Genomic DNA, 24749 nt, shown 5'->3' on the forward strand with positions numbered 1-24749 from the left:
CCAGCAGCCGGGCGGAGGCCTCGGCGACGACGACCAGCTTGCCGAGGGTGTCCGCGGGGTGGACGGCCCGGGCCGTGGCGGCCTGGTCGAGGGAGGCGAGCACGGCGGTGAGCAGCTGCCCGGGGTCGGCGCTGTGGGCGGCGCCGCGGAACCGCCGCCGGTCGCCCGCCCCGGCCCGGCCGTTCGGCCCGCGCCGCCCGTCCGCCCGGTGGTGCGGGTCGGCGGCGTCGGCGAGCAGCACGGTGGGGTCGGGCGAGAAGCCGGGGCCGTGGCTGCGCCCGGCGACGACGGGGTGGGCGGCCCGGGCGGCCTTGGCCCGGTACTGGGCGGCGTCGGCGAGCCGGAACAGCCGGTCGGGGGTGGTGACGGGCCCGATCGAGTCCCCGGTGGAGGCGACCCCGCAGGCCACACCCTCGCCCTCGGAGAGCGCGAGCGCCCGGGCGCACAGCTCCTCGGCGACGGAGACCACCTCGTCGGCCTTCTGCCCCTCCACGAGCAGGCAGAACTCGTCGCCGCCGAGCCGGGCGGCGAGGCTGCCGGGGAGCTTGGCGGCGGCCAGCGAGAGCTGGTGGGCGAACCGCTCCAGCAGCCGGTCGCCCATCTCGTGGCCGAGCTGGTCGTTGACCCGCTTCAGCCCGTTGACGTCGCAGACCACCAGGGAGACCACGGTGTTGTCCCGGTTGTGCGCCTCCAGCGCGCTCTCCAGCCGGGCGTCGACGGCGCGCCGGTTGGCCAGGCCGGTGAGCGGGTCGGAGAAGGCGAGCCTGCGCAGGTCGGCGAGGCGCTCGGTCTGCGCCAGCCCGGCGGAGACCTGGGCGGCGAGCAGGGTCGCGTAGTCGGCGTCGGCCTCGGTGAACTCCGGCATCCCGGCCGACCGGGCGAGGTACAGCTCGCCCCAGGCCTGGCCGTGCAGCACGACCGGCGCGACCACGCAGCAGGCCCGCCCGCGCCGGCGCAGCGCCGCGGCGCGCTCCTGGCAGTACGCGCCGGCCGTCGGGTGGGCGTGCCCGGCGTGCTGCACGCTGTTCTCGGCGCTCTGCAGCCAGGCGCGCGGCAGCCGCCCGGTGGTCCAGCGCTCCTCCAGGTACGTGACGATCTCGGGGAAGTCGGCGACCGGGTACGACTCGTCCTCGGGCAGCTCCTCCTCGCCCGGGGCGAGGTCGCCGTGGTTGACCAGCACCCGCAGCCGACCGGACTCGCGGTCCCAGACCGAGACGGCGGCCATGGTGGCGCCGAGCGCCTCGGTGGCCCGGGCGGCGGCGGCCCGGACGGCCTCCAGCGGGGTGAGCGCGGCGGCCATGTCCTGGGCCAGCTCGACCACGGACTGCAGTCTCAGGTCGGGCAGCGGGTCGGAGTGCCGCGAGCCGCCGCAGTCGCAGTCGCGGTCCGTCATGATCGCCTCGCTGCTCACCGGCTCGCCTCGCTCCCTGTGCTCGGTCCTGCCGGACCCCCGTCGGCCGGCCGCACCCGACCGGCCGCTTGCACCAAGACTAGGGCGGTTTCGTTAGCTTATGCCCCGTTTGCCCGGGCGGACCCGCAGCAGAACGTACGGGTTTCAACCGTTCAGCACCCGCAACCGCCCGTCCGCCGCGGGGAAGCGTGCCCACGAACGCCGTCACCGCATGCGTCTGCCCGCGGACGGCCGAAGCGCGCGCCTCCCCGTACGTCCACCGGATGCGTCTTCCCCGCGCGGGCCCGCCGTACGCGCGCCACCCGCGTACGGCCACCACCGCGTACAGCCGCAACCCGCATACGGCCCTGCGCGCAGGCGCTACTCGGCCTTCAGCCGCCGGGTGAGCAGCCACGGCTCGACCAGGCCGAGCCCCCGCACCGGCCGCCGCCACATCGGCTGCAGGTGGAACCGGGCCCCGGCGTCCGGTCCCGGGATCGGCAGCCCGGAGGCGGGCATCCCGGCCGCGGCCGACAGCGCCTCGGCCAGGCCGGGCCCCTCCGCGTCGGCCGGGGCGACGCTGCCGTTCTGCTCCAGCGCGGCGGCGAACTCGCCGTCGATCAGCACCGCGTCCTTGGGCGCGATCGAGGTGAGCCGGCTCGCCAGGTTGACGGTGGTGCCGAAGACGTCGCCCATCCGCGAGGTGACCGTGCCGAAGGCCATGCCGACCCGCAGCGGCGGGATGGTGTCGTCCCCGGCCAGCGCCTCGATCAGGCTCAGCGCGATCTCGGCGGCGGTCGCCGGGTCCTCGGAGACGTAGAGGATCTCGTCGCCGAGCGTCTTGATCACCCGGCCGCCCTGGCCGGCGATCAGGTCCGAGCAGGTGTTCTCGAAGGTCTCGACCAGCTCGCCGAGCTCCTCCTCCTCCAGCCGTCGCGACAGCCGGGTGAAGCCGACCAGGTCGGCGAAGCCGACGGCGAGCCGCCCGCTGGTGATCTCGTGGTCCTCGGCGGCCTGCACCACCCGGCCGGTGACGGCCGCCAGCTGGCGCCGCCAGACGTACACCAGGAACTGCTCCAGCTCCGGCAGCAGCAGCTCGACCAGCGGGTACGCGACGTCGGCGCGGGTCAGCCCGGGCTCGACGGCCTGGGTGAGGTTCTCCAGGAAGGTGTCCATCTGCCAGCCGGCCAGCCGGGCCGTGGTCTGGCCGGTGGAGCGGGCCACCTGGATCGCCATCGACTCGCTGAGCAGCCCGGACTCGACCAGGCCGGCCAGCCGCCGCAGCGCGATCACGTCGCCGTCGGTGAGCGCCCGGGACTGCCCGATGTCCGGGAAGCCCATGGCGCGCCAGAAGCGGGTGGCCAGCTCCATCGGGACGTCGGCGGCGCGCGCGGCCTGGTACGGGGTGTAGCGGCGCGGCGCGTCCAGGATCAGGCGCTCCAGTTCGAGCGCGACCGTGGGGTCGTTGCTGCCCGCCGTCGCGCCGCTGCTGCCGTCCTCTGCCACCGGTCCGTCCCCGTGCGATCGCCGCACTCGCCTCGTGTCCTACCTGTCCGGGCGCGCACTCCGCCACCCGGGCGGGCAGTGGCGCGCCTCACACCGCTGCCAGGTGGAATGTTCGCACGGAATCGTCGGATCCGGGGCATCAGCCCGGGTCAAGGAGAGGTGAAGAGTGCCGTTCAGCGGGGCTCGGGGCGTACGTGGACGACGTCGCCCGCGCCGACCGCCCGGCGTACGCCGTCGGGTGTGCGGACCACCAGCCGCCCGTCGCCGTCCACCGCGACGGCCTCGCCGACCAGCTCGCGGTCGCCCGGCAGGTGCACCTTCACCTGGCGGCCGAGCGTGGTGCAGCGGTCCACGTAGGCGCGCAGCAGGTCGCTGGCGTGCGGGTCGCCCGCGGCGGCCGTCCACTCCCGGTACAGCTCGGCGAGTTCGCGCAGCAGGGCGCGCAGCAGGGTGCCCCGGTCGGTGGTCGTGGCGCCGGCCAGCGCGAGCGAGGCGGCGGTGGGGACGGGCAGCTCCTCCGCGCGCAGCGAGACGTTGAGGCCCATGCCGACCACCACCGCGCCGCCGGCCAGCTCGGTGAGGATGCCGCCGAGCTTGCGCTCCGCGCCGTCGATCTCCGTCTGGAGGTCGTTGGGCCACTTCAGCCCGACCTCGACCCCGGCGACCCGGCCCAGCGTGCTGGCCGCGGCCACCCCGACCAGGATCGGCAGCCAGCCGTACCGCTCGACCGGCACCTCCTCGGGGCGCAGCAGCAGGGACAGGAACAGCCCGGAGCGGGGCGGGGCGGTCCACCGCCGGTCCAGCCGGCCGCGGGCGGCGCTCTGCGCCTCGGCCACCAGCACCGCGCCCTGTCCGGCGCCCGCCGCGGCCCGGGCGGCGAGGTCGCTGTTGGTGGAGCCGGTCTCGGCGACGACGTCCAGGGAGGTCCACAGGCCGCCCGGGACGAGCAGGTCGCGGCGCAGCGCCTCCTCGTCCAGCGGCGGACGGTCCAGGTCGGTCCAGGGCGACGGTCCGGCGTGGCCGAAGCCGCGCAGTCCGCTGCGGCGGGGGGTCTCGGGTGCGGTCATGGGAAAACCCTAGAGCGGGTCCGGGACGTAGGCCGCCCCATCGTCCCGCAGAACACCCGTCAACAGAACTGTGTCGATGGTCATGACGCCGGGACGTGCCGGATAGCCCTCCGCGCTGGCTACGCTACCCAGCGGTAGTTCGTAGCGCCGCCCTGCCCTCATGCGCGGGCCCACCACCCGGCCCCGCGCGCACTCGAACAGGTCGCGGCCATGGATCAGGGAGAGCCACCGGATGACCGAGGCGCCGTACGACCCCCACACCACCGCCGGCAAGCTCGCCGACCTGCGGCGCAGGCTGGACGAGGCGGTGCACTCCGGCTCGTCCAAGGCCGTGGAGAAGCAGCACGCCAAGGGCAAGCTGACCGCCCGTGAACGGGTCGTGGAACTGCTGGACGAGGACTCCTTCGTGGAGTTCGACGAGTTCGCCCGGCACCGCTCGACCAACTTCGGCCAGGAGAGGAACCGGCCGTACGGCGACGGCGTGGTGACCGGCTACGGCACCGTGGACGGCCGCCAGGTCGCCGTGTTCGCCCAGGACTTCACCGTCTTCGGCGGCTCGCTCGGCGAGGTCTTCGGCGAGAAGATCGTCAAGGTGATGGACTTCGCGCTGAAGACCGGCTGCCCGGTCATCGGCATCAACGACTCCGGCGGCGCCCGGATCCAGGAGGGCGTGGTCTCGCTCGGCCTGTACGGCGAGATCTTCCGCCGCAACGTGCACGCCTCCGGCGTCATCCCGCAGATCTCGCTGATCATGGGCCCCTGCGCGGGCGGCGCGGTGTACTCCCCCGCGATCACCGACTTCGTGGTGATGGCCGACCGGACCTCGCACATGTTCATCACCGGCCCCGACGTGATCAAGACCGTCACCGGCGAGGACGTCGCGATGGAGGAGCTGGGCGGCGCGCGCACCCACAACACCAAGTCGGGCAACGCCCACTACCTGGCCGCGGACGAGAAGGAGGCGATCGAGTACGTCAAGAGCCTGCTCTCCTACCTGCCCTCCAACAACCTGAGCGACCCGCCGTCCTACCCCGAGCAGGCCGACCTCACCGTCACAGCGCAGGACCTCGAACTCGACACCATCGTGCCGGACTCGGCGAACCAGCCGTACGACATGCGCAAGGTGATCGAGCACATCGTCGACGACGGCGAGTTCCTGGAGACCCAGCCGCTGTTCGCGGGCAACATCATCACCGGCTTCGGCCGGGTCGAGGGCCAGTCCGTCGGCATCGTCGGCAGCCAGCCGATGGACCTGGCCGGCTGCCTGGACATCAACGCCAGCGAGAAGGCCGCCCGCTTCATCCGCACCTGCGACTCCTTCAACGTCCCGGTGCTGACCTTCGTGGACGTGCCCGGCTTCCTGCCCGGCACCGAGCAGGAGTGGGACGGCATCATCCGGCGCGGCGCCAAGCTGATCTACGCCTACGCCGAGGCCACCGTCCCGCTGATCACCGTGATCACCCGCAAGGCCTTCGGCGGCGCGTACGACGTCATGGGCTCCAAGCACCTGGGCGCCGACCTCAACCTGGCCTGGCCGACCGCGCAGATCGCCGTGATGGGCGCGCAGGGCGCGGTCAACATCCTGCACCGCCGGGAGATCGCCGAGGCCGAGGCGGCCGGCACCGCCGAGGAGAAGCGGGCCGAGCTGATCGCCTCGTACGAGGAAACCCTGCTGAACCCCTACCTGGCCGCCGAACGCGGCTACGTGGACGCGGTGATCGCGCCGAGCGAGACCCGCCGGCACATCGTCCGCGGCCTGCGGGCGCTGCGCGGCAAGCGCGAGGTGCTGCCGCCGAAGAAGCACGGCAACATCCCCCTGTAGGCCCCGTCCCTGTCGGGAGAGAACCAGCCATGTCGATCCACGTGCTGCACGGGCAGCCGACCCCCGAGGAGCTGGCCACCGTCCTGGCGGTGGTCCAGGCCCGGGCCGCCGCCGCACAGGCCGCCGCCGAGGCGGCCCGCAGGGCCGGCGCCGGCCCGGACTCCCCCTGGGGCGACCGCGCCCGCCGGCTCCGTCTCGCCGCCCGTCCGGGCCCGAACGCCTGGCGGACCTCGGGCTGGGCGCACTGAACTCCGCGGCGTGGAGGGGGAGGACGGCCCCGCCGCCCTCCCCCTCCGTGCCGTACCGGGCGCCCGGCGCCCGCTTTGCCCGAAACCTGAGTACGGATACTCAGGCGCCCGCACCCCCGCGCGGCGCACTCTGGACGGGTGCTCTGGTCAGACCCCCGTGACGAGCCCTCGCCCGAGGCCCGTCGGATGCAGGAGCGGATGCAGCGGGCCGGCAAGGTGCTCGCCGCCCTCGTGCTGGTCGGCGCCGTGCTGATCATGATCTCCCGCTCCTTCACCTGAGCCGTTCACCCGAACGGCGGACACCGGCACCCCCTACGCTGGTGGACATGACCGACCAGCACCCCCTCGTCCTCGCCTCCGCCTCCCCCGCCCGCCTCGGGCTGCTGCGCCAGGCGGGCCTCGACCCGCGCGTGGTGGTCAGCGGCGTCGACGAGGACGCGATCACCGCCGCCACCCCCGCCGAGCTCGCCCTCGTCCTGGCCGAGGCCAAGGCGAAGGCCGTCGCCGCCGAACTCGCCGACGGCGAGCTGGTGATCGGCTGCGACTCCGTCCTGGAACTGGACGGCCGGGCCCTCGGCAAGCCCGCCGACGCCACCGAGGCGCTGGCCCGCTGGCAGTCGATGCGCGGACGTTCCGGCGTGCTGCGCACCGGCCACTGCGTGATCGACACCGCGACCGGCCGGCAGTCCTCGGCCACCGCCTCCACCACCGTCCGCTTCGGCACCCCGGACGACGCCGAGATCGCCGCGTACGTGGCCTCCGGCGAACCGCTGTACGTGGCCGGGGCGTTCACCCTGGACGGCCGCTCCGCGCCGTTCATCGACGGCATCGACGGCGACCCGGGCAACGTCATCGGCCTCTCCCTGCCGCTGCTGCGCCGGCTGCTCGCCGACCTCGACGTGCGCATCACGGACCTGTGGGCCAACTGACCTGCCGGAGCCCGCGGTCGTGGCCCTAAGCTGACCGGCGTTCGAACGGGGAGGGGACGCGGCAGATGACCGACAGCGTGCTCAACGTGGTGCTCGGCCTGGTGGCCAGCGCGATCAGCGCCGGCCTCGGCTGGCTCGCCCAGGCGCTGCGGCGGCGCCGCAGGGTCGAACGGGTGCGGGCGTTCTTCGGGCTGCCGGGCGGCAGCGAGTGCCTGATCGTGGTGCCGCGCAGCATCGGGACGGGCTCGCACGCCCACACCGTGACCCGGCGCGACGCGTACGCGCTGATGTGGCTGGCCGGGCTGGTCGAGGAGTGCGGGGCGCGGCCCGAGCTGGTGGCCCACGACGCCGCGCACCGCGGCCTGGGCGCCAAGACCGAGCTGTGCCTGGGCGGTCCGGTCAGCAACGAGCGGATGGCCGCGCACCTGGCCTGGGGCCTGCCGGGCGTGCTGATCACCTCGGGGCCGGGCCCGGGCAGCAACGTCCTCGTGGTGGGCGAGCGGGACTTCACCGCCGGCCCGGACGAGACGCACGTCCTGCTCGCCCGGATCGCCACCCCGGACGGCGGCCGCCCGGTGTTCCTGGTCTCCGGCCAGACCGGCACCGCCAACCAGGCCGGGGTGCGCTACCTGGTCGCCCACCACCGCGAACTCGCCCGGAGGTACGGGCAGGACGGCACCTTCGCGCTCGTCCTGCGGGTGGTCAACCCGGAGGCGTACGGGCCGGACATGGTCGAGGTGGCGGCCGACGTGACGGCCGAGGCGCTGCGGCGGCCCGCCGCCCGCTCCGGCGCCGCTTGAGCGGCCCGCGCGAGACTGTGGCCCATGCCACCCTCCCGCCGCGCCGCGGGCCGGTCACCCGCTGTGGCCCCCGCCGATCCGGGCGGACCGGCGCCGACCTGCGACGTCGTCCACGGGGCCGCCAGCGGGCCCGGAAAACCCATCACCGAGCGTGTGGGATAGTTCACAACCCGGGGCTACTCGCCGGTACTGCCCAGGAATCCATAAACTCAACGAGGTTCAAGAAGGGAGCCACAGTGCGCAAGGTGCTCATCGCCAACCGCGGGGAAATCGCTGTCCGCGTCGCCCGTGCCTGCTCGGACGCCGGTATCGCCAGCGTCGCCGTCTACGCCGAGCCGGACCGGGATGCGCTGCACGTCCGCGCGGCCGACGAGGCTTACGCGCTGGGCGGTGACACCCCCGCTACCAGCTACCTGGACATCGCCAAGGTCCTCAAGGCGGCCGCCGACTCCGGTGCGGACGCCGTCCACCCCGGCTACGGGTTCCTGTCGGAGAACGCCGACTTCGCCCAGGCCGTCCTCGACGCGGGTCTGATCTGGATCGGCCCGCCGCCGCAGGCCATCCGCGACCTCGGCGACAAGGTGACCGCCCGGCACGTCGCCCAGCGGGCCGGTGCCCCGCTGGTGGCCGGCACGCCGGACCCGGTCTCGGGCGCCGACGAGGTCGTCGTCTTCGCCCGGGAGCGCGGCCTGCCGGTCGCCATCAAGGCGGCCTTCGGCGGCGGCGGACGCGGCCTCAAGGTCGCCCGCACGCTGGAGGAGATCCCCGAGCTGTACGAGTCCGCGGTGCGCGAGGCCGTCGCCGCCTTCGGCCGCGGCGAGTGCTTCGTCGAGCGCTACCTGGACAACCCGCGGCACGTGGAGACCCAGTGCCTGGCCGACAAGCACGGCAACGTGGTGGTCGTCTCCACCCGTGACTGCTCGCTCCAGCGCCGCCACCAGAAGCTGGTCGAGGAGGCGCCCGCGCCGTTCCTGACCGCCGAGCAGAACGCCGAGCTGTACCGGGCGTCCAAGGCCATCCTGAAGGAGGCCGGCTACGAGGGCGCCGGGACCTGCGAGTTCCTGGTCGCGCTGGACGGCACGATCTCCTTCCTGGAGGTCAACACCCGTCTCCAGGTGGAGCACCCGGTCACCGAGGAGGTCACCGGCCTCGACCTGGTCCGCGAGATGTTCCGGATCGCCGACGGCGAGGAGCTCGGCTACGGCGACCCCGAGGTCCGCGGCCACTCCTTCGAGTTCCGCATCAACGGCGAGGACCCGGGCCGGAACTTCCTGCCCGCGCCCGGCACCGTGACGCTGTTCGCCCCGCCGTCCGGCCCGGGCGTGCGCCTGGACTCGGGCGTGGAGACCGGCTCGGTCATCGGCCCGGCCTGGGACTCGCTGCTGGCCAAGCTGGTCGTCAGCGGCCGCGACCGCAAGCAGGCCCTGGAGCGGGCCCGCCGCGCGCTGGCCGAGTTCAAGGTGGAGGGCATGGCCACCGCCATCCCGTTCCACCGGGCGGTCGTCACCGACCCGGCGTTCGCGCCCGAGGTGCACGGCGGCGACGGGCCGTTCACGGTCTTCACCCGGTGGATCGAGACCGAGTTCGACAACACCATCCCGCCGTTCGCCGGCGCGGCCGGTGACGGCGAGGAGGCCGAGACCCGGGAGACCGTGGTGGTCGAGGTCGGCGGCAAGCGGATCGAGGTCTCGCTGCCGTCCTCGCTGGGCGTCACGGCGGCCCCGGCGGCCGGTGCCACGGGCTCCGCCAAGGCCAAGCGCCGGGTGGGCGCCAAGAAGGCCGGCTCGGCCGTCAGCGGCGACACCCTGGCCTCGCCGATGCAGGGCACCATCGTCAAGGTCGCCGTGGAGGAGGGCCAGGTCGTCGCCGAGGGCGAGCTGATCGTGGTCCTGGAGGCGATGAAGATGGAGCAGCCGCTGAACGCCCACAAGGCGGGCACCGTCACCGGCCTCAAGGCCGAGGTCGGCGCGAGCGTCAGCAGCGGCGCCGCGCTCTGCGAGATCAAGGACTGACACCGTCCCTGACCCCGGACCGGTCCGTACGCCCCTCGGGGGTGTGCGGACCGGTCCCGTTTCCGCGGACCGTACGGGCTCAGCGCCCGCGCGGCAGGCCCAGTTCGGCCAGCCTGGCCGGCATGCCGCCCGGGGCGACGGGCCCGCCGTGCGCGCCGGGGCGGCGCTGGCCGGGCAGCGGGGCGCCGCCGGGGGGCGGGCCGCCGCGGCGGGCCATCGGGCCGGGCTGGGGCTGGTGCATCGGGCCGCTGCCGGTGCCGTGCACCGGGGCGTCGCCGCCCGGGCCGGCGCCCAGCGGGGCCAGGTCGACCTGCACCCCGCAGTCGGCGAGCGCGTCCAGCTCGCGGACGGTGCTGTCGTCCGCGGTGGCCTGCTCGTCGGTGACCAGGCGGGTGATGGTCTCGGTGGCGACGGTCTGGAACATGCCGGCCGCGCCGAGCTTGGTGTGGTCGGCGAGGACGATCACCTCGGCGGCCGCCAGCACCATGGCCCGGTCCACGCTCGCGGACAGCATGTTCGCCGTCGACAGCCCGCGCTCGGCCGTCAGACCGCTGCCGGAGATGAAGGCCTTGTTGACCCTCAACCCCTGCAGGGACTGCTCCGCGCCGCTGCCCACCAGCGCGTAGTTGGAGCCGCGCAGGGTGCCGCCGGTCATCACCACCTCGACCCGGTTGGCGTGCGCCAGGGCCTGGGCGACGAGCAGCGAGTTGGTGACCACCGTCAGCCCGGGCACCCGGGCCAGCCGGCGGGCCAGCTCCTGGGTGGTGGTGCCGGCGCCGACCACCACCGCGTCCCCCTCCTCCACCAGGCCGGCGGCGAAGTCCGCGATGGCGCTCTTCTCCGCCGCGGACAGGTGGGTCTTCTGCGGGTATCCGGGTTCGCGGCTGAAGCCGCCGGGGAGCACCGCGCCGCCGTGCCGGCGGTCGAGGAGCCCTTCTGCCTCCAGCGCCCGCACGTCACGGCGCACGGTCACTTCGGAGGTCTGGACGACGCGGGCCAACTCCCGGAGCGAGACGGCTCCGTTGGCGCGCACCATTTCGAGGATCAACTGGCGACGTTCTGCTGCAAACACAGAACCGACGGTAACCTGCGTGACCGTCTGCTTTCAGGCGTTTGCAGCTAGTAGCGGGAATTGCTCACGCACGAGCGGCGCGTGACCGTAGAATACGCGCCGTCAATGGCCCGGAACTGCGCCCGCCGTCCGGGTGACGGCCATGCCCGCGCGAAGGGCGGTCGCCGATCGGCAACCGCCCTCAACTGTGCGCCGGACGCTCAGGATTCGCCGTCGACCCGCTTGCGGATGTGCAGCTGCCGGGCGGCCTCGGCGGTCGAGCCGGAGACGGACGGGTACACGGTGAAGGCGCTGGCCACCTGTTCGACCGTCAGATTGGCGTCCACCGCGAGCGAGATCGGGTGGATCAGCTCGCTGGCCCGCGGGGCGACGACCACGCCGCCGACCACGATGCCGGTGCCCGGGCGGCAGAACAGCTTCACGAAGCCGTCCCGGATGCCCTGCATCTTCGCCCGCGGGTTGCCGCGCAGCGGGAGCTTGACCACGACGGCGTCCATCTTGCCGCACTCCACGTCGGCCGCCGTGTAGCCGACGGTGGCGATCTCCGGGTCGGTGAAGACGTTGGAGGCCACGGTCTTGAGGTTCAGCGGCTGCACCGCGTCGCCGAGCGCGTGGTACATCGCGATCCGGCCCTGCATGGCCGCCACCGAGGCGAGCATGAAGACGCCGGTGCAGTCGCCCGCCGCGTACACGCCGGGGGCGGTGGTGCGGGAGACCCGGTCGACCTGGATCTGGCCCCAGTCGTTGAGCTTGACCCCGGCCTCCTCCAGGCCCATCTCGGAGGTGTTGGGGACGGAGCCGACCGCCATCAGGCAGTGGGTGCCCTCGATCACCTTGCCGTCGGCCAGCATGACCTCGACCCGGTCGCCGATCCGCTTGACGCTCTCGGCGCGCGAGCGGCCCATGACGTTCATGCCGCGGCGGCGGAAGACGTCCTCCAGCACCTCGGCGGCGTCCGGGTCCTCGCCCGGCAGCACCCGGTCGCGGCTGGACACCAGGGTCACCTTGGAGCCGAGCGCCTGGTACGCGCCGGCGAACTCGGCGCCGGTCACACCGGAGCCGACCACGATCAGCTCGCGGGGCAGCTCCTCCAGGTCGTACACCTGGGTCCAGGTGAGGATCCGCTCGCCGTCCGGCTGGGCGTCCGGCAGCTCGCGCGGGTGGGCGCCGGTGGCGATCAGCACCGCGTCGGCGTGCAGCGACTGCACGGTGCCGTCGGGCGCGTCCACCAGCACCTCGCGGGAGCCGTCCACGGCCTGCCCGCCGGTGCCGAGCCGGCCGCGGCCGCGCAGCACGGTGACGCCGGCCCGGGTGACGGACTGGGTGATGTCGTGGGACTGCGCGATCGCCAGGCGCTTCACACGGCGGTTGACCTTGCCCAGGTCCACGCCGATCACCCGGGCCGCCTGCTCGACGGGCGGGGTGTCGTCCGCGACCAGGATGCCCAGCTCCTCGTACGAGCTGTCGAAGGTGGTCATCACCTCCGCGGTCGCGATCAGGGTCTTCGACGGAACGCAGTCCGTGAGCACCGCCGATCCGCCCAGACCGTCGGTGTCGACGACGGTCACCTCCGCGCCGAGCTGTGCGGCGACCAGGGCCGCCTCGTAGCCGCCGGGTCCGCCACCGATGATCACGATCCGAGTCACGTTCCCCATTGTCCCGCACGCCCGCGGCGCCGCCACGCCGGGGTCGGGGCTCCCGTACGTTCGTCCAGTCGCCCCGGCCCGCCCGCCGCCCGGGCTACCCTGGCCCCCATGCCCCTTTACGCCGCGTATGCCACCAACCTCGATGCCCGGCAGATGACCCGCCGAGCCCCGCACTCCCCGCTGCGCGGCACGGGGTGGCTAGCCGGATGGCGGCTCACCTTCGGTGGCGAGCAGCTGGGTTGGGAGGGCTCGCTGGCCACCGTGGTCGAGGACGAGAAGGACCAGGTCTTCGTCTCGCTGTACGACGTCGCGCCGATGGACGAGGAGGGCCTGGACCGCTGGGAGGGCGTCCAGCTCGGCATCTACCGCAAGATCAAGCTGCGCGCGCAGACCCTGGACGGGGACATCCCGGTCTGGACGTACGTGCTCAACGACTACGAGGGCGGCCTGCCCGCGGCCCGCTACCTCGGCCTGGTCGCCGACGCCGCGGAGAGCGCCGGCGCCCCGCACGACTACGTGATGGACCTGCGCCGCCGCCCCTGCTGATCCGCGTCCCAGCCGCGCACGGTCTCCGCGAGCACCCGCGCCACCGCCGCGCGCCGGGCCGGGTCGGCGCGCACCCCGTACGCCAGTTCGACGTGCAGCCACGGCACCCCGAGCCCGGCCGCGAACAGGCCGGCCACGTTGGTGGCGCCGGCCAGCCGCGCACCCGGCTCCCGCCAGGCCCGGCGGACCACCAGGCCGGCCCCGCCGAGCCCCGCGGCGGTCAGCTCGGCGGCCGGGCCCGGCCGCCCGGCGCCGCTGGAGACCACCGCGTCCCGACCGGGCAGGCTGGCCGCGCCGAAGCCGTGCAGCTGGATGCCGGGCAGGCCGCGCAGGGTGAGCGCCTCGACCACGGCGGCGAAGACGGTGTCGCTGCGGTGCGCGACGTCCGAGGAGCCGTCCGCCCCGGCCCGGCGGTGCGCCCCGGCGAGCACCAGCACGCCGCCCGGCACGGCCCGGAACAGCTCCACCCCGAGCGCCTCGGTGCGGACGTCCGAGGCCGGGTGGGGCACCTGTACGGACCAGGCGGGGCGGACCGAGCGGTCCAGGTAGACCCGGCCCCAGCCGCGGCCGTCCCCGCTGCCGTCGTCGTCGGCAGCGGTCTCGGCGATCTCGGTGACCGGGCGGCCGGTCACGGCCTCGGTGAACCCGGTGATCCGGTACCCGGCCCGGGCCAGCGCCCGTTCGGCCTCCCCGGTCCGGCCGTCCAGCGCGCCGAGCACGCCGTCGGCCACCGCCCGGCGCTGGGCCGCGCCCGGCACGGTGTACCGGCCGCTCGGGAAGAAGTCCGCGGTGAACGCGTCCACCCGGGCCGCCAGGTCCACCGGCGCGGGCCCGGGCGGCGCCGCGGGCGGCGGGTACCGGCTGTCCGTGTTCCCCATGGCGGTCGACCCCGTCCTGGTACCCCGCCGGAGCCGCGGACCGGACCGGCGACGAAGGATCGGCCCCCTCGGCCCCTCGGGCCCCGACCGTCACCGTAACGCCGCCGACCCCGGACCGGCCCGCCGGGAAACGGGCCACGACGGCACGCGCACGAAGCGACCGCCCGGAGGGAAAGGCCCGGCGCGGCACCCGGGTTGTGTGCGATCCGACGGCCCGCTCACCCGAAAAGCGTCACCGAGCTGTGTTTTCGGGTCAACCGGGTAACGATCCGGCATGCCGCGGCTGAATTTCTACGCGCGTAGCCGAAACCCGTCTATCCTCTGACCCGTGAACGCTTCTCCTCAGTCGGTCGTCTCCGCCGACCCCTACGCCGCCGCCCAGGCCGCCGCCGAGCGCCTGCGCGAGCTGACCGGTGCCGAGCGGCACGACGTCGCCCTGGTGATGGGCTCCGGCTGGGTGCCGGCCGCCGACGCCCTGGGCGAGACCGTGGCCGAGTTCCCGGTCACCGAGCTCCCGGGCTTCCCCGCCCCCGCCGTCGCCGGCCACGCCGGCACGATCCGTTCGGTGAAGATCGGCGACAAGCGCGCCCTGATCTTCCTCGGCCGCAACCACTACTACGAGGGCCACGGCGTGGCCACCGTCGTCCACGGCGTGCGCACCGCCGCCGCGGCCGGCTGCGGCATCATCGTGCTGACCAACGGCTGTGGCGGCCTGCGCCAGGGCTGGACCCCGGGTCAGCCGGTCCTGATCAGCGACCACATCAACCTGACGGCGGACTCCCCGATCGTCGGCGCGAACTTCGTCGACCTCACCGACCTGTACTCCAAGCGCCTGCGCGAGCTCTGCCGCGAGATCGACCCGTCCCTGGACGAGGCCGTCTACGTCCAGTTCCGCGGCCCGCACTACGAGACCCCGGCCGAGGTCAACATGGCCCGGGTCATCGGCGGCGAGCTGGTCGGCATGTCCACCACCCTGGAGGCCATCGCCGCCCGCGAGGCCGGCAGCGAGGTGCTCGGCATCTCCCTGGTCACCAACCTGGCCGCCGGCATGACCGGCGAGCCGCTCAACCACGCCGAGGTGCTGGAGGCCGGCAAGGCCTCCGCCGAGCGCATGGGCGAGCTGCTGGCGAAGGTCCTTGAGCGGATCTGACGCCCGGCGGGCGCAGAATCATGACTGACGGGGCCCACGGGCGGCGTGATCCGCTGATCACGCCCTCCCGTGGGCCCCGTCCGCATGCGCGACCCCCTTCCTTGCGGAACCCTCCGGTCCCAGCGGAACCCTCCCGACCCACAGCGGAACCTCCGGCCGACACACCGACGCACGTCCCCATGGAGCTGGCATGACGCAGGCACCCACCACCGACCTCCTCGCCCGGGCCCGGACCTGGCTGGCCGAGGACCCCGACCCGCAGACCCGCGAGGAGCTCGCCGCCCTGCTGGCCCGGGCCGAGGCCCCGGAGGTCGAGACCGACGGCAAGCTCGCCTGGGCGGAGCTCGCCGAGCGCTTCTCCGACCGGCTCCAGTTCGGCACCGCCGGCCTGCGCGGCGAGCTCGGTGCCGGTCCGATGCGGATGAACCGCGCCGTGGTGATCCGGGCCGCCGCCGGCCTGGTCGCGTACGTCAAGCAGCAGGGCCTGGGCGACCTGGTCGTCATCGGCTACGACGCCCGCCACAAGTCGTACGACTTCGCCCGCGACACCGCGGCCGTGGTGGTCGGCGCCGGCCTGCGCGCCGCGCTGCTGCCGCGCCCGCTGCCGACCCCGGTGCTCGCCTTCGCCGTCCGCCACCTGGGCGCGGCCGCCGGCGTCACCGTCACCGCCAGCCACAACCCGCCGCAGGACAACGGCTACAAGGTCTACCTGGGCGACGGCTCGCAGATCGTCCCGCCGGCCGACGCCGGGATCGCCGCCAGGATCGACGCGATCGGCTCGCTGGACGACGTCCCGCGCGCCGCGTCGGGCTGGGAGGTGCTCGGCGAGGAGGTCGTCGAGGCCTACCTGGACCGGGCCGTCTCCATCGTCGACGAGCACGGCCCGCGCGACCTGGAGGTGGTCTACACCCCGATGCACGGCGTCGGCCGCGACACCCTGGTCGCCGCGTTCCGCCGGGCCGGCTTCCCCGCGCCCACCGTGGTCGCCGAGCAGGCCGAGCCCGACCCGGACTTCCCGACCGTGGCCTTCCCCAACCCGGAGGAGCCGGGGGCGATGGACCTCGCCTTCCGCACCGCCGCCACCGTCGGCCCGGACATCGTGATCGCCAACGACCCGGACGCCGACCGCTGCGCGGTGGCCGTCCCCGTCAACGGCAACGCGGCCGGCGCCGGCAACGGCACCTCCGGCTGGCGGATGCTGCGCGGCGACGAGGTCGGCGCGCTGCTCGGCTCGGCCCTGGTCGCGAAGAAGGCCGAGGGCACCTTCGCCACCACCATCGTCTCCGCCACCCTGCTCGGCCGGATCGCCGAGGCCGCGGGCCTGGGCTACGCCGAGACGCTGACCGGCTTCAAGTGGATCTCCCGCGCCCAGGGCCTGCGCTACGGCTACGAGGAGGCGCTCGGCTACTGCGTCGACCCGCAGGGCGTCCGGGACAAGGACGGCATCACCGCCGCCCTGCTGGTCGCCGAGCTGGCCGCCACCCTCAAGAAGTCCGGCCGCACCCTGTCCGACCTGCTGGACGACCTGGCGCTGGAGCACGGCCTGCACGCCACCGACCAGCTCTCCGTCCGGGTCCAGGACCTCTCGCTGATCGCCGACGCCATGCGCCGCCTGCGCGAGCAGCCGCCGACCGTGCTGGCCGGCCTCCGGGTGACCCGCGCCGACGACCTGTCGGCCGGCTCCGCCGAGCTGCCGCCCACCGACGGCCTGCGCTACTACCTGGCCGGCGAGGGCGTCCGCTCCGCCCGCATCGTGGTCCGCCCCTCCGGCACCGAGCCCAAGCTCAAGTGCTACCTGGAGGTCGTCCTCCCGGTCGCCTCGGCCGCCGACCTGGCCCCGGTCCGCGAGCGCGCCGCCGCCCTGCTCGCCACCGTCAAGCGGGACCTCGCCGACGCGGCGGGCATCACCGCCTGATCCCCGCGCACACGTGGAGGGGCCCGCCGGTCGTGACCGGCGGGCCCCTCCGTTACGTTTCCGCGGTGTCAGACCGCGATGACGGTGATCAGCGCGACCAGGCCGAGCAGGGTGGGGGCGATGACCCACCAGCACCAGCGGACCTCGACCGGGCCCGCGGCGGCGGGGCGGGCGGCGTTGCGCTCGGCCAGCTCCTGGAGGACGGCGGTGACCTGGTCGGACCAGGCGCGGGTGGGGTCGGGCGAGCCCTGGACGACCGGGTTGGTCCGCTTGGCCATCCCCAGCCCCAGACCGGTCCGGGAGGCGTGCTCGGCGGCGCTGGGGCTCTGCGCCCGGGTGGCCCGCTTGCGCTGCCGCAGCGACACCGGCACCGCCCAGACCTGGAACTTCTTCCCGCCCGCGAGCAGCTCGACCGAGTACCCCGCGCGCAGCGCGTCCACCGAGGCCCACGGCGCGACGACGGTCCGCCACGGGTTGCGCACCACCAGCCGGTCGCGGCCGGCCGTCACGGCCGGGCGCAGCGTGTACGCGATCACCGGGAAGGCGAACACCGGCACCGCGGCGAGCGAGACGTACGGCGTCTTGCCCGTCCCGCTCACCACCGCGTCGCCGATCAGCCAGGCGGCGACCACCAGCAGCAGCACTCCGGAGATCACACCGGGGACAGAGCGGTACACGCGGTCCGCGTACTCGGGCTCCCCGTCGGGGGCGGCGGGGCCCTGGCCGGGCTTGCCGTCGGAATCGGTCATGTCGACGATTCTGCCCCATGCCCCTCACCCTGAGGTCTCGGTCCGGCCACGAATGGCAGGTGCCCTGGCGGCCCACTACGCGCGTAGATATGCTGCTCTGGTGACTATGTCCACTGTTGCAGCCAATGCCCTCGGCGTTGCGGGCAGCGGCCTTCAGGACGTTGCTGCGTCCGAGGCCTCGCTCCGCCGGTTCCTGCACGGCCTGCCCGGCGTCGACCAGGTCGGCCTGGAGGCGCGTGCCGCCGCTCTCGGTACCCGCTCGATCAAGACCACGGCGAAGGCGTACGCCATCGACCTGGCGATCTCGATGATCGACCTGACCACGCTGGAGGGCGCGGACACGGTCGGCAAGGTGCGCGCACTGTGCGCCAAGGGCAGGACCCCCGACCCGACCGACCCGACCACCCCCCGCGTCGCCGCCATCTGCGTCTACCCGGACATGGTCGCCACCGCGAAGGCCGCCCTGGAGGGCACCGACATCCAGGTCGCCTCCGTGGCCACCGCCTTCCCGGCCGGCCGCGCCGCCCTCCCGATCAAGCTCGCCGACACCGCCGACGCGGTGGCCGCGGGCGCCGACGAGATCGACATGGTGATCGACCGCGGCGCCTTCCTCTCCGGCCGCTACCTCGACGTCTTCAACGAGATCGTGGCCGTCAAGGAGGCGTGCAAGCGCCCCGACGGCAGCTCCGCCCACCTCAAGGTGATCTTCGAGACCGGCGAGCTCCAGACCTACGACAACGTCCGCCGGGTCTCCTGGCTGGCGATGCTGGCCGGCGCCGACTTCATCAAGACCTCCACCGGGAAGGTCGCCGTCAACGCGACCCCGCCGGTCACCCTGCTGATGCTGGAGGCGGTCCGCGACTTCCGCGCGGCCACCGGCGTCCAGGTCGGCGTCAAGCCCGCCGGCGGCATCCGCACCACCAAGGACGCCATGAAGTACCTGGTGATGGTCAACGAGACCCTCGGCGACGACTGGCTGACCCAGCACTGGTTCCGCTTCGGCGCCTCCAGCCTGCTCAACGACCTGCTGATGCAGCGCCAGAAGCTGGCCACCGGCCGCTACTCCGGCCCCGACTACGTGACGGTGGACTGATCACCATGGCCAAGAAGAAGAACACCGAGGAGCCCGTGGCCAAGCCCGCCGGCGGCCTCTTCGCCTACGCCCCGGCCCCCGAGTCGCCGGCCGCCGCGGGCGACATCGCCACCTCCTACGGCCACTTCATCGGCGGCGAGTTCGTCGACTCCTCCGGCAACGAGGCCCTGAAGACGGTCAACCCGGCCACCGAGCAGGTGCTCGCCGAGTTCGCCCAGGGCACCGAGGAGGACGTGGACCGCGCGGTCGCCGCCGCCCGCAAGGCCTTCGCCGACTGGTCGGCGCTGCCCGGCAGCGAGCGCGCCAAGTACCTGTTCCGGATCGCCCGGATCATCCAGGAGCGCAGCCGCGAGCTGGCCGTGCTGGAGTCGATCGACAACGGCAAGCCGATCCGCGAGACCCGCGACGTCGACCTGCCGCTGGTCGCCGCCCACTTCTTCTACTACGCGGGCTGGGCCGACAAGCTGGACTACGCCGGCTTCGGTCCCAACCCGAAGCCGCTGGGCGTGGCCGGCCAGGTCATCCCATGGAACTTCCCGCTGCTGATGCTGGCGTGGAAGATCGCGCCCGCGCTGGCGACCGGCAACACGGTCGTCCTGAAGCCGGCCGAGACCACCCCGCTGACCGCGCTGCGCTTCGCCGAGATCTGCCGCCAGGCCGGTCTGCCGAAGGGCGTCGTCAACATCGTCACCGGCGACGGCCGCACCGGCGCCGCGCTGACCTCCCACCCGGACGTCAACAAGGTCGCGTTCACCGGCTCCACCCCGGTCGGCCGCGCCATCGCCAAGCAGCTGGCCGGCACCCGCAAGAAGCTCTCGCTGGAGCTGGGCGGCAAGGCCGCGAACATCGTCTTCGACGACGCGCCGATCGACCAGGCCGTCGAGGGCATCGTCAACGGCATCTTCTTCAACCAGGGCCACGTCTGCTGCGCCGGTTCGCGCCTGCTGGTCCAGGAGTCCGTCCAGGACGAGCTGCTGGACGCCCTGAAGCGCCGGATGGGCACCCTGCGGGTCGGCGACCCGCTGGACAAGAACACCGACATCGGCGCCATCAACTCCGCCGCGCAGCTGGCCCGGATCACCGCTCTGACCGACGCCGGCGAGGCCGAGGGCGCCGAGCGCTGGTCGCCGGAGTGCGAACTCCCGGGCACCGGCTTCTGGTTCAAGCCGACCCTGTTCACCGGCGTCAGCCAGGCCCACCGGATCGCCCAGGAGGAGATCTTCGGCCCGGTCCTGTCGGTGCTGACCTTCCGCACCCCCGCCGAGGCGGTCGAGAAGGCCAACAACACCCCGTACGGCCTCTCCGCCGGCATCTGGACGGAGAAGGGCTCGCGCATCCTCTGGATGGCGGACCGCCTCAGGGCCGGCGTGGTCTGGGCCAACACCTTCAACAAGTTCGACCCGACCTCGCCGTTCGGCGGCTACAAGGAGTCGGGCTACGGCCGCGAGGGTGGCCGCCACGGTCTGGAGCCCTACCTGAATGTCGAGGCCCTCGATGTCTGATGTCGCAACGCGTCTTGACGTCTTCAAGACCTACAAGCTGTACGTCGGCGGGAAGTTCCCGCGCTCCGAGAGCGGGCGGGTGTACGAGGTGACCGACTCCAAGGGCGAGTGGCTCGCCAACGTCCCGCTGGGCACCCGCAAGGACACCCGTGACGCCGTCCTGGCCGCCCGCAAGGCGGTCAAGGGCTGGGCCGGCACCACCGCGTACAACCGCGGCCAGGTGCTGTACCGGGTGGCCGAGATGCTCCAGGGCCGGCGCGAGCAGTTCGCCGCCGAGGTGGCCGTCTCCGAGGGCATCGGCCCGAAGAAGGCCGCCGCGCTGGTGGACGCCGCGATCGACCGCTGGGTCTGGTACGCGGGCTGGACCGACAAGGTCGCCCAGATCGCGGGCGGCGCCAACCCGGTCGCCGGTCCGTACTTCAACCTCTCCTCCCCGGAGCCGACCGGTGTGGTCGGGGTCGTCGCCCCGCAGGCCGGGTACGGGCACTCGCTGCTCGGCCTGGTCTCGGTGATCGCCCCGGCGATCGCCACCGGGAACACGGTCGTGGTCGCGGCCGCCGCGGACGCCCCGCTGCCCGCGCTGTCGCTGGGCGAGGTGCTGGCCACCTCGGACGTCCCGGGCGGCGTGGTCAACATCGTCTCGGGCCCGACCGCGGACATCGCCCCCACCCTGGCCTCGCACCAGGACGTCAACGCGCTGGACCTCACCGGGGCCATCGCCGCCGACGGTCCCGGCGCGGCGTACGCGCTGGAGGCGGCCGCCGCGGATACCCTGAAGAGGGTGGTCCGTCCGGCGCTGGACCCGTTCGCCCAGGACTGGACCAATGCGCCGGGTACAAAGCGGCTACTCTCGTTCCTGGAGACGAAGACGGTCTGGCACCCGAAGGGGATCTGACCTCCGGTACTCCGGGTAACAACTCCACAGACTGGCCGTCCCCAGTGCCCTCACCCCCCCAGGGCCCGGACGGTCACAGGACGGACCCGCGCCTCTCCCCCCCTGGCGCGGGTCCGTCGGCGTTCCCGGGGTGTTCCGGCCGTCGGCCCGTCGACTTTCGTCACCCGCGCCGCCGACTTTCGACGCTCCCGCCCGCCCCACCGGCCCGGCCAGAATCACCGGTGACGGAGACGGCCGGGGGAACGACCGGGGGGACGCATGGGCGAGTTCATCGGCGAGCTGACGGCACTGTTCGCGGACGGCTTCTACCGCACGTGGCACGTGGCCCGCACCAGGCGGCGGCTGGCCGCGGGCCGCCCGGTCAGGGTGCCCTGCTCGGCCCGCTCCGAGCGGCAGCCCGACTACGTCAACGGCAGCCTGCGCATCAGGCCCGGCACCGACACCGTGGCCCTGGTCACCCGCGACACCGGCCGGTGCGAACTGCCCGCCGGCGGGACCTTCCACGAGCCCGAGCCCGACACCTGGCACAGCCCGGACTGGGCCGCCACCGCCTACCGGCCGCCCGGCGCCGACGAACCGGTCTACCTCCAGGTGGACAGCCGCTACCTGCCGATGGTCCACGTCGCCCTCGCCGACCCGGCGTCACAGTCGAAGCCAGGGGCACGGTAGAAGGTCCGCCCCGGCCGGTTTCGGCAACCGGCCGGGATGCGTCAGACTGGTGTCCCGTGAGTGACTCCCCCATGAACCCCGCACCGACCGGGCATGCCCGGGTGATCCTGCTCTCCGGGCCCTCCGGGTCGGGGAAGTCCTCGCTCGCCGAGCGCAGCGGCCTGCCGGTGCTCCAGCTCGACGACTTCTACAAGGACGGGGACGACCCGACCCTGCCGCGGCTGCCGGACGGCGCCGTCGACTGGGACTCCCCGCTGGCCTGGCACCGCGACCAGGCCGTCGCCGCGATCCGCGCCCTGCACGAGCACGGCCGCACGGACGTCCCGGTGTACTCGATCCCGGACAACGGCCGGATCGGCACCCGCGGCCTGGAGCTGGACGGGGCGGACGCGTTCATCGCGGAGGGCATCTTCGCCGCCGAGATCACCGCCGAGTGCGCCGAGCAGGGCCTGCTCGGCGACGCCCTGTGCCTGCGCAACGGCGCGCTCACCACGGCCTGGCGCCGGCTGCGCCGGGACGTCCGGGAGGGCCGCAAGTCGCTGCCGGTGCTGCTGCGCCGGGGCCTGCGGCTGATGCGGGCCGAGCGGTCCATCGTCGGACGGCAGGTCGCGCTCGGCTCGTACGCGTGCGCCGGGCCGGAGGCCGAGCGGCGGATCCGCGCCGCGACCCGGGCCGGCGAGCTCTCCGCCGCCTGAACCCCCGTACGGCCGAGCCCGGTACGGCCGAACCCCCAGGGCATGACGAAGGGCCCGGTGCGTCTCCCCCGCACCGGGCCCTTCGCCTTCCCCGAACGGTCTTCGGCTCCCCCACGGGCGTGCTCCCCCGAGCCGCTGCCCCCGGACCGTGACCGTCCGCTTCCCGTCCCCCGACGGGAGTCCTCGTTACGCGACCAGCTCGCCGAACGCCCGGACGGTGTCGCCGGACTTGTTCAGGTGCTCGTCCTCGCGCAGCCGGCGCAGGGCGCGCCAGATGCTGCTCTTGACCGTGCCGACGCTGATCCCCAGCACGCCGGCGATCTCCGGGTCGGTCTTGCCCTCGTAGTACCGCAGCACCAGCATGGTGCGCTGGTTCTCCGGCAGCTTCGCCAGCGCCTGCCAGAGCACGGTGCGCAGCTCGGTGCCGCCCATCGCGTCGGTGTCGCCGGCCGTCTCCGGCAGCTCCTCGGTCGGGTACTCGTTGACCTTGCGGCGCCGCCAGGCGGAGATGTGCAGGTTGGTCATGGTGCGGCGGAGGTAGCCCCCGACCGCGGCCTTGTCGGTGATCCGGCCCCAGGCCCGGTAGGTGCTGAAGAGCGCGCTCTGCAGCAGGTCCTCGGCCTCGTAGCGGTCACCGGTCAGGTGGTAGGCCGTGGCGTACAGGGAGGCGCGGCGCTCGCGCACGTACGCGGTGAACTCCGTGATGTGGTCCTCCGCGACGGCCGGGTGCTCCCCCTGCGCGCCTCCCTGCCCGGCCTCGGTGGTGCGGGCCGCCGCGGGGTTCAGCCGCAGCAGCGTCGCACCGGCGGCCTCGCGACCGGTCGGCTCCCCCGAACCGACCGTCCGCAGACCGTTCCCCCCGGTCCCCCGGTTCCCCCCCGGGGCGTCCTTGCCCTCGACGCGGACGGGGAGGATCCCCCGCAGCGTGAGGGTGGTGGCGGAGTCGGCCGAACTCCCCAGACGGCCGATCCCGTACAGCTCCCCCGTCCTGCCGCCGCCGCTCACCCGACGGGCGACAGGGTTTCCACCGGTGCTGTGCGCGCACCCCCGCACGGTCACGGCACCGGAGTTCTCGTCGGTCCTGACCTCGTACCGGGTCCGGTGGGACGTGGCTGACGAACGCGCGGTGCGGACAGCCGGGTTGGTCCGGGTCTGAAGCGTGGCGTTCATCGTGCGCCCCCTGGGTCGGTACGAGCGGTTCCGGTAGCCGCCCTTCAGCCGGCCTTGCGGCCCGCTGTCCTGCGGCGACATGGAAAATCCTGCCCGCCGGTTGTGATGGCGCTGTCCGCCGACTGTCACAGGGGTGTCACAGGAGCCGTCCGAATGTCCCGGACCGCCCCCCTGTGAACCTGACGCCGGTGGCACGCGTTCCGGTTCCAGAAGGGACGGTGGGTGGTCCGGGGGGTGATTCGGCGCTGCCGGTGGGCCAAAATGGGGCCGTGCCTTTCCTCCTTCTGATCGAGGACGACGACGCCATCCGGACCGGCCTCGAACTCGCCCTCACCCGCCAGGGCCACCGCGTGGCCACCGCTGCCTCCGGTGAGGACGGTCTGCGTCTCTTCAAGGAGCAGCGGCCCGACCTGATCGTGCTCGACGTGATGCTGCCCGGCATCGACGGCTTCGAGGTGTGCCGCCGGATCCGCCGCACCGACCAGCTGCCGATCATCCTGCTGACCGCCCGCTCGGACGACATCGACGTGGTGGTGGGCCTGGAGTCCGGCGCGGACGACTACGTCGTGAAACCGGTGCAGCCGCGGGTGCTGGACGCCCGGATCCGGGCGGTGCTGCGGCGCGGTGAACGGGAGAGCTCGGACTCCTCGGCCTACGGCACCGTGGTGATCGACCGCGCGGCGATGACCGTCACCAAGGACGGACTCGACCTCCAGCTCACCCCGACCGAGCTGCGGCTGCTGCTGGAGCTCAGCCGCCGCCCCGGCCAGGCGCTCTCCCGCCAGCAGCTGCTGCGGCTGGTCTGGGAGCACGACTACCTCGGCGACTCCCGCCTGGTGGACGCGTGCGTGCAGCGGCTGCGGGCCAAGGTCGAGGACGTGCCGTCCGCGCCGACGCTGATCCGCACCGTCCGCGGGGTGGGCTACCGGCTGGATCCGCCGGCCTGACCCCGCGACCCGGCCGCCGGCCCCTCCCCCGACCTCTGAACTCCCGTA

The 24749-nt window shown here is 73.8% G+C and carries 22 protein-coding genes and 1 pseudogene; 15 read left to right on the plus strand and 8 right to left on the minus strand.

Features of this window, described 5'->3' with window-relative positions; genetic code table 11:
- Nucleotides 1–166: 166 nt before the first annotated feature.
- From ACFRQN_RS14940 to ACFRQN_RS14950, 3 genes and pseudogenes are all read right to left on the minus strand, one after another.
- A pseudogene (locus ACFRQN_RS14940) lies at nt 167–1393 on the minus strand (diguanylate cyclase domain-containing protein); the annotation flags it as partial.
- Between the two features lie 378 nt (nt 1394–1771).
- Nucleotides 1772–2896, minus strand: coding sequence for an adenylate/guanylate cyclase domain-containing protein (locus ACFRQN_RS14945; protein WP_049655773.1), 1125 nt, complete (start codon nt 2894–2896; stop codon nt 1772–1774).
- 173 nt (nt 2897–3069) lie between these two features.
- On the minus strand, nt 3070–3963 hold the full coding sequence (locus tag ACFRQN_RS14950) for a biotin--[acetyl-CoA-carboxylase] ligase (RefSeq protein ID WP_380740742.1): 894 nt from the start codon (nt 3961–3963) through the stop codon (nt 3070–3072).
- A gap of 232 nt (nt 3964–4195) precedes the next feature.
- Here ACFRQN_RS14950 and ACFRQN_RS14955 point away from each other — a divergent pair, with 232 nt between their 5' ends.
- The 6 genes from ACFRQN_RS14955 to ACFRQN_RS14980 all read left to right on the plus strand — a co-directional run bounded on the left by ACFRQN_RS14955 (nt 4196) and on the right by ACFRQN_RS14980 (nt 9774).
- Nucleotides 4196–5785, plus strand: coding sequence for an acyl-CoA carboxylase subunit beta (locus ACFRQN_RS14955; protein ID WP_049655771.1), 1590 nt, complete (start codon nt 4196–4198; stop codon nt 5783–5785).
- A 29-nt stretch (nt 5786–5814) separates the two neighbouring features.
- Entirely contained in the window at nt 5815–6033 is a 219-nt protein-coding gene (locus ACFRQN_RS14960; RefSeq protein ID WP_049655770.1) for an acyl-CoA carboxylase epsilon subunit, read from the plus strand.
- Between the two features lie 138 nt (nt 6034–6171).
- Nucleotides 6172–6312, plus strand: coding sequence for a morphogenic membrane protein MmpB (gene mmpB / locus ACFRQN_RS14965; RefSeq protein ID WP_181970605.1), 141 nt, complete (start codon nt 6172–6174; stop codon nt 6310–6312).
- A gap of 47 nt (nt 6313–6359) precedes the next feature.
- Nucleotides 6360–6962 carry a Maf family protein gene (locus ACFRQN_RS14970; RefSeq protein ID WP_380740744.1) on the plus strand — a complete coding sequence of 201 codons (603 nt, stop codon included), beginning with the start codon at nt 6360–6362 and terminating at the stop codon, nt 6960–6962.
- A 65-nt stretch (nt 6963–7027) separates the two neighbouring features.
- The gene (locus ACFRQN_RS14975; protein WP_380740746.1) at nt 7028–7762 is read left to right on the plus strand and encodes a hypothetical protein; all 735 of its coding nucleotides are present in this window, start codon (nt 7028–7030) and stop codon (nt 7760–7762) included.
- Between the two features lie 236 nt (nt 7763–7998).
- Nucleotides 7999–9774, plus strand: a complete 1776-nt coding sequence (locus ACFRQN_RS14980; RefSeq protein WP_380740748.1) for an acetyl/propionyl/methylcrotonyl-CoA carboxylase subunit alpha — start codon at nt 7999–8001, stop codon at nt 9772–9774.
- A 79-nt stretch (nt 9775–9853) separates the two neighbouring features.
- Here the strand turns inward: ACFRQN_RS14980 and ACFRQN_RS14985 are convergent, their stop codons facing one another.
- On the minus strand, nt 9854–10810 hold the full coding sequence (locus ACFRQN_RS14985) for a DeoR/GlpR family DNA-binding transcription regulator (protein WP_241853005.1): 957 nt from the start codon (nt 10808–10810) through the stop codon (nt 9854–9856).
- 236 nt (nt 10811–11046) lie between these two features.
- Entirely contained in the window at nt 11047–12501 is a 1455-nt protein-coding gene (locus tag ACFRQN_RS14990; RefSeq protein WP_049660024.1) for an NAD(P)H-quinone dehydrogenase, read from the minus strand.
- A gap of 99 nt (nt 12502–12600) precedes the next feature.
- Here ACFRQN_RS14990 and ACFRQN_RS14995 point away from each other — a divergent pair, with 99 nt between their 5' ends.
- Nucleotides 12601–13038 carry a gamma-glutamylcyclotransferase gene (locus ACFRQN_RS14995; RefSeq protein ID WP_049660023.1) on the plus strand — a complete coding sequence of 146 codons (438 nt, stop codon included), beginning with the start codon at nt 12601–12603 and terminating at the stop codon, nt 13036–13038.
- On the opposite strand, the gene ACFRQN_RS15000 is transcribed toward ACFRQN_RS14995, so the two are convergent.
- A complete protein-coding gene (locus ACFRQN_RS15000) occupies nt 13005–13916 on the minus strand; it encodes a hypothetical protein (RefSeq protein ID WP_074003901.1) in 912 nt (303 codons plus the stop codon). The two genes, ACFRQN_RS14995 and ACFRQN_RS15000, sit on opposite strands and share 34 nt — an antisense overlap.
- Nucleotides 13917–14244: 328 nt before the next feature.
- Between ACFRQN_RS15000 and ACFRQN_RS15005 the strand changes: the two genes are divergently transcribed.
- Together ACFRQN_RS15005 and ACFRQN_RS15010 are read left to right on the plus strand one after the other, a co-directional pair.
- Entirely contained in the window at nt 14245–15066 is an 822-nt protein-coding gene (locus tag ACFRQN_RS15005; RefSeq protein WP_049654087.1) for a purine-nucleoside phosphorylase, read from the plus strand.
- Between the two features lie 190 nt (nt 15067–15256).
- Nucleotides 15257–16981, plus strand: coding sequence for a phospho-sugar mutase (locus ACFRQN_RS15010; protein ID WP_049654088.1), 1725 nt, complete (start codon nt 15257–15259; stop codon nt 16979–16981).
- 68 nt (nt 16982–17049) lie between these two features.
- Here ACFRQN_RS15010 and ACFRQN_RS15015 read toward each other — a convergent pair whose 3' ends face one another.
- Complete coding sequence (locus tag ACFRQN_RS15015) at nt 17050–17730, minus strand: PH domain-containing protein (protein WP_375876650.1); 681 nt, start codon at nt 17728–17730, stop codon at nt 17050–17052.
- Nucleotides 17731–17836: 106 nt separating this feature from the next.
- Here ACFRQN_RS15015 and deoC point away from each other — a divergent pair, with 106 nt between their 5' ends.
- The 5 genes from deoC to ACFRQN_RS15040 all read left to right on the plus strand — a co-directional run bounded on the left by deoC (nt 17837) and on the right by ACFRQN_RS15040 (nt 22584).
- Nucleotides 17837–18823 (plus strand): deoxyribose-phosphate aldolase, encoded by a 987-nt coding sequence (deoC, locus tag ACFRQN_RS15020; RefSeq protein WP_380740751.1) that lies wholly within the window; start codon nt 17837–17839, stop codon nt 18821–18823.
- Between the two features lie 5 nt (nt 18824–18828).
- Complete coding sequence (locus tag ACFRQN_RS15025) at nt 18829–20325, plus strand: aldehyde dehydrogenase family protein (protein WP_074003903.1); 1497 nt, start codon at nt 18829–18831, stop codon at nt 20323–20325.
- A complete protein-coding gene (locus ACFRQN_RS15030) occupies nt 20318–21220 on the plus strand; it encodes an aldehyde dehydrogenase family protein (RefSeq protein ID WP_380740753.1) in 903 nt (300 codons plus the stop codon). The genes ACFRQN_RS15025 and ACFRQN_RS15030 overlap by 8 nt, the downstream gene beginning before the upstream one ends.
- Before the next feature lie 258 nt (nt 21221–21478).
- A complete protein-coding gene (locus ACFRQN_RS15035) occupies nt 21479–21889 on the plus strand; it encodes a hypothetical protein (protein ID WP_117488159.1) in 411 nt (136 codons plus the stop codon).
- A gap of 56 nt (nt 21890–21945) precedes the next feature.
- Nucleotides 21946–22584 (plus strand): ATP-binding protein, encoded by a 639-nt coding sequence (locus ACFRQN_RS15040; protein WP_079272368.1) that lies wholly within the window; start codon nt 21946–21948, stop codon nt 22582–22584.
- Between the two features lie 186 nt (nt 22585–22770).
- Here the strand turns inward: ACFRQN_RS15040 and ACFRQN_RS15045 are convergent, their stop codons facing one another.
- The gene (locus tag ACFRQN_RS15045) at nt 22771–23754 is read right to left on the minus strand and encodes a SigE family RNA polymerase sigma factor (RefSeq protein WP_369808315.1); all 984 of its coding nucleotides are present in this window, start codon (nt 23752–23754) and stop codon (nt 22771–22773) included.
- Between the two features lie 269 nt (nt 23755–24023).
- Between ACFRQN_RS15045 and ACFRQN_RS15050 the strand changes: the two genes are divergently transcribed.
- Nucleotides 24024–24701, plus strand: a complete 678-nt coding sequence (locus tag ACFRQN_RS15050) for a response regulator transcription factor (protein WP_049654100.1) — start codon at nt 24024–24026, stop codon at nt 24699–24701.
- The last annotated feature ends 48 nt before the right edge of the window (nt 24702–24749 follow it).

This window comes from Kitasatospora sp. NPDC056800 (assembly GCF_042789775.1).
Taxonomy (GTDB): domain Bacteria; phylum Actinomycetota; class Actinomycetes; order Streptomycetales; family Streptomycetaceae; genus Kitasatospora.

Coding starts and splice junctions, on each gene's coding strand:
- ACFRQN_RS14950 (WP_380740742.1), bottom strand. CDS start 3,963: ATGACCGCACCCGAGACCCCCCGCCGCAGCGGACTGCGCGGCTTCGGC.
- ACFRQN_RS14955 (WP_049655771.1), top strand. CDS start 4,196: ATGACCGAGGCGCCGTACGACCCCCACACCACCGCCGGCAAGCTCGCC.
- ACFRQN_RS14960 (WP_049655770.1), top strand. CDS start 5,815: ATGTCGATCCACGTGCTGCACGGGCAGCCGACCCCCGAGGAGCTGGCC.
- ACFRQN_RS14970 (WP_380740744.1), top strand. CDS start 6,360: ATGACCGACCAGCACCCCCTCGTCCTCGCCTCCGCCTCCCCCGCCCGC.
- ACFRQN_RS14975 (WP_380740746.1), top strand. CDS start 7,028: ATGACCGACAGCGTGCTCAACGTGGTGCTCGGCCTGGTGGCCAGCGCG.
- ACFRQN_RS14985 (WP_241853005.1), bottom strand. CDS start 10,810: ATGGTGCGCGCCAACGGAGCCGTCTCGCTCCGGGAGTTGGCCCGCGTC.
- ACFRQN_RS14990 (WP_049660024.1), bottom strand. CDS start 12,501: ATGGGGAACGTGACTCGGATCGTGATCATCGGTGGCGGACCCGGCGGC.
- ACFRQN_RS14995 (WP_049660023.1), top strand. CDS start 12,601: ATGCCCCTTTACGCCGCGTATGCCACCAACCTCGATGCCCGGCAGATG.
- ACFRQN_RS15000 (WP_074003901.1), bottom strand. CDS start 13,916: ATGGGGAACACGGACAGCCGGTACCCGCCGCCCGCGGCGCCGCCCGGG.
- ACFRQN_RS15010 (WP_049654088.1), top strand. CDS start 15,257: ATGACGCAGGCACCCACCACCGACCTCCTCGCCCGGGCCCGGACCTGG.
- ACFRQN_RS15015 (WP_375876650.1), bottom strand. CDS start 17,730: ATGACCGATTCCGACGGCAAGCCCGGCCAGGGCCCCGCCGCCCCCGAC.
- deoC (WP_380740751.1), top strand. CDS start 17,837: ATGTCCACTGTTGCAGCCAATGCCCTCGGCGTTGCGGGCAGCGGCCTT.
- ACFRQN_RS15025 (WP_074003903.1), top strand. CDS start 18,829: ATGGCCAAGAAGAAGAACACCGAGGAGCCCGTGGCCAAGCCCGCCGGC.
- ACFRQN_RS15030 (WP_380740753.1), top strand. CDS start 20,318: ATGTCTGATGTCGCAACGCGTCTTGACGTCTTCAAGACCTACAAGCTG.
- ACFRQN_RS15035 (WP_117488159.1), top strand. CDS start 21,479: ATGGGCGAGTTCATCGGCGAGCTGACGGCACTGTTCGCGGACGGCTTC.
- ACFRQN_RS15045 (WP_369808315.1), bottom strand. CDS start 23,754: ATGAACGCCACGCTTCAGACCCGGACCAACCCGGCTGTCCGCACCGCG.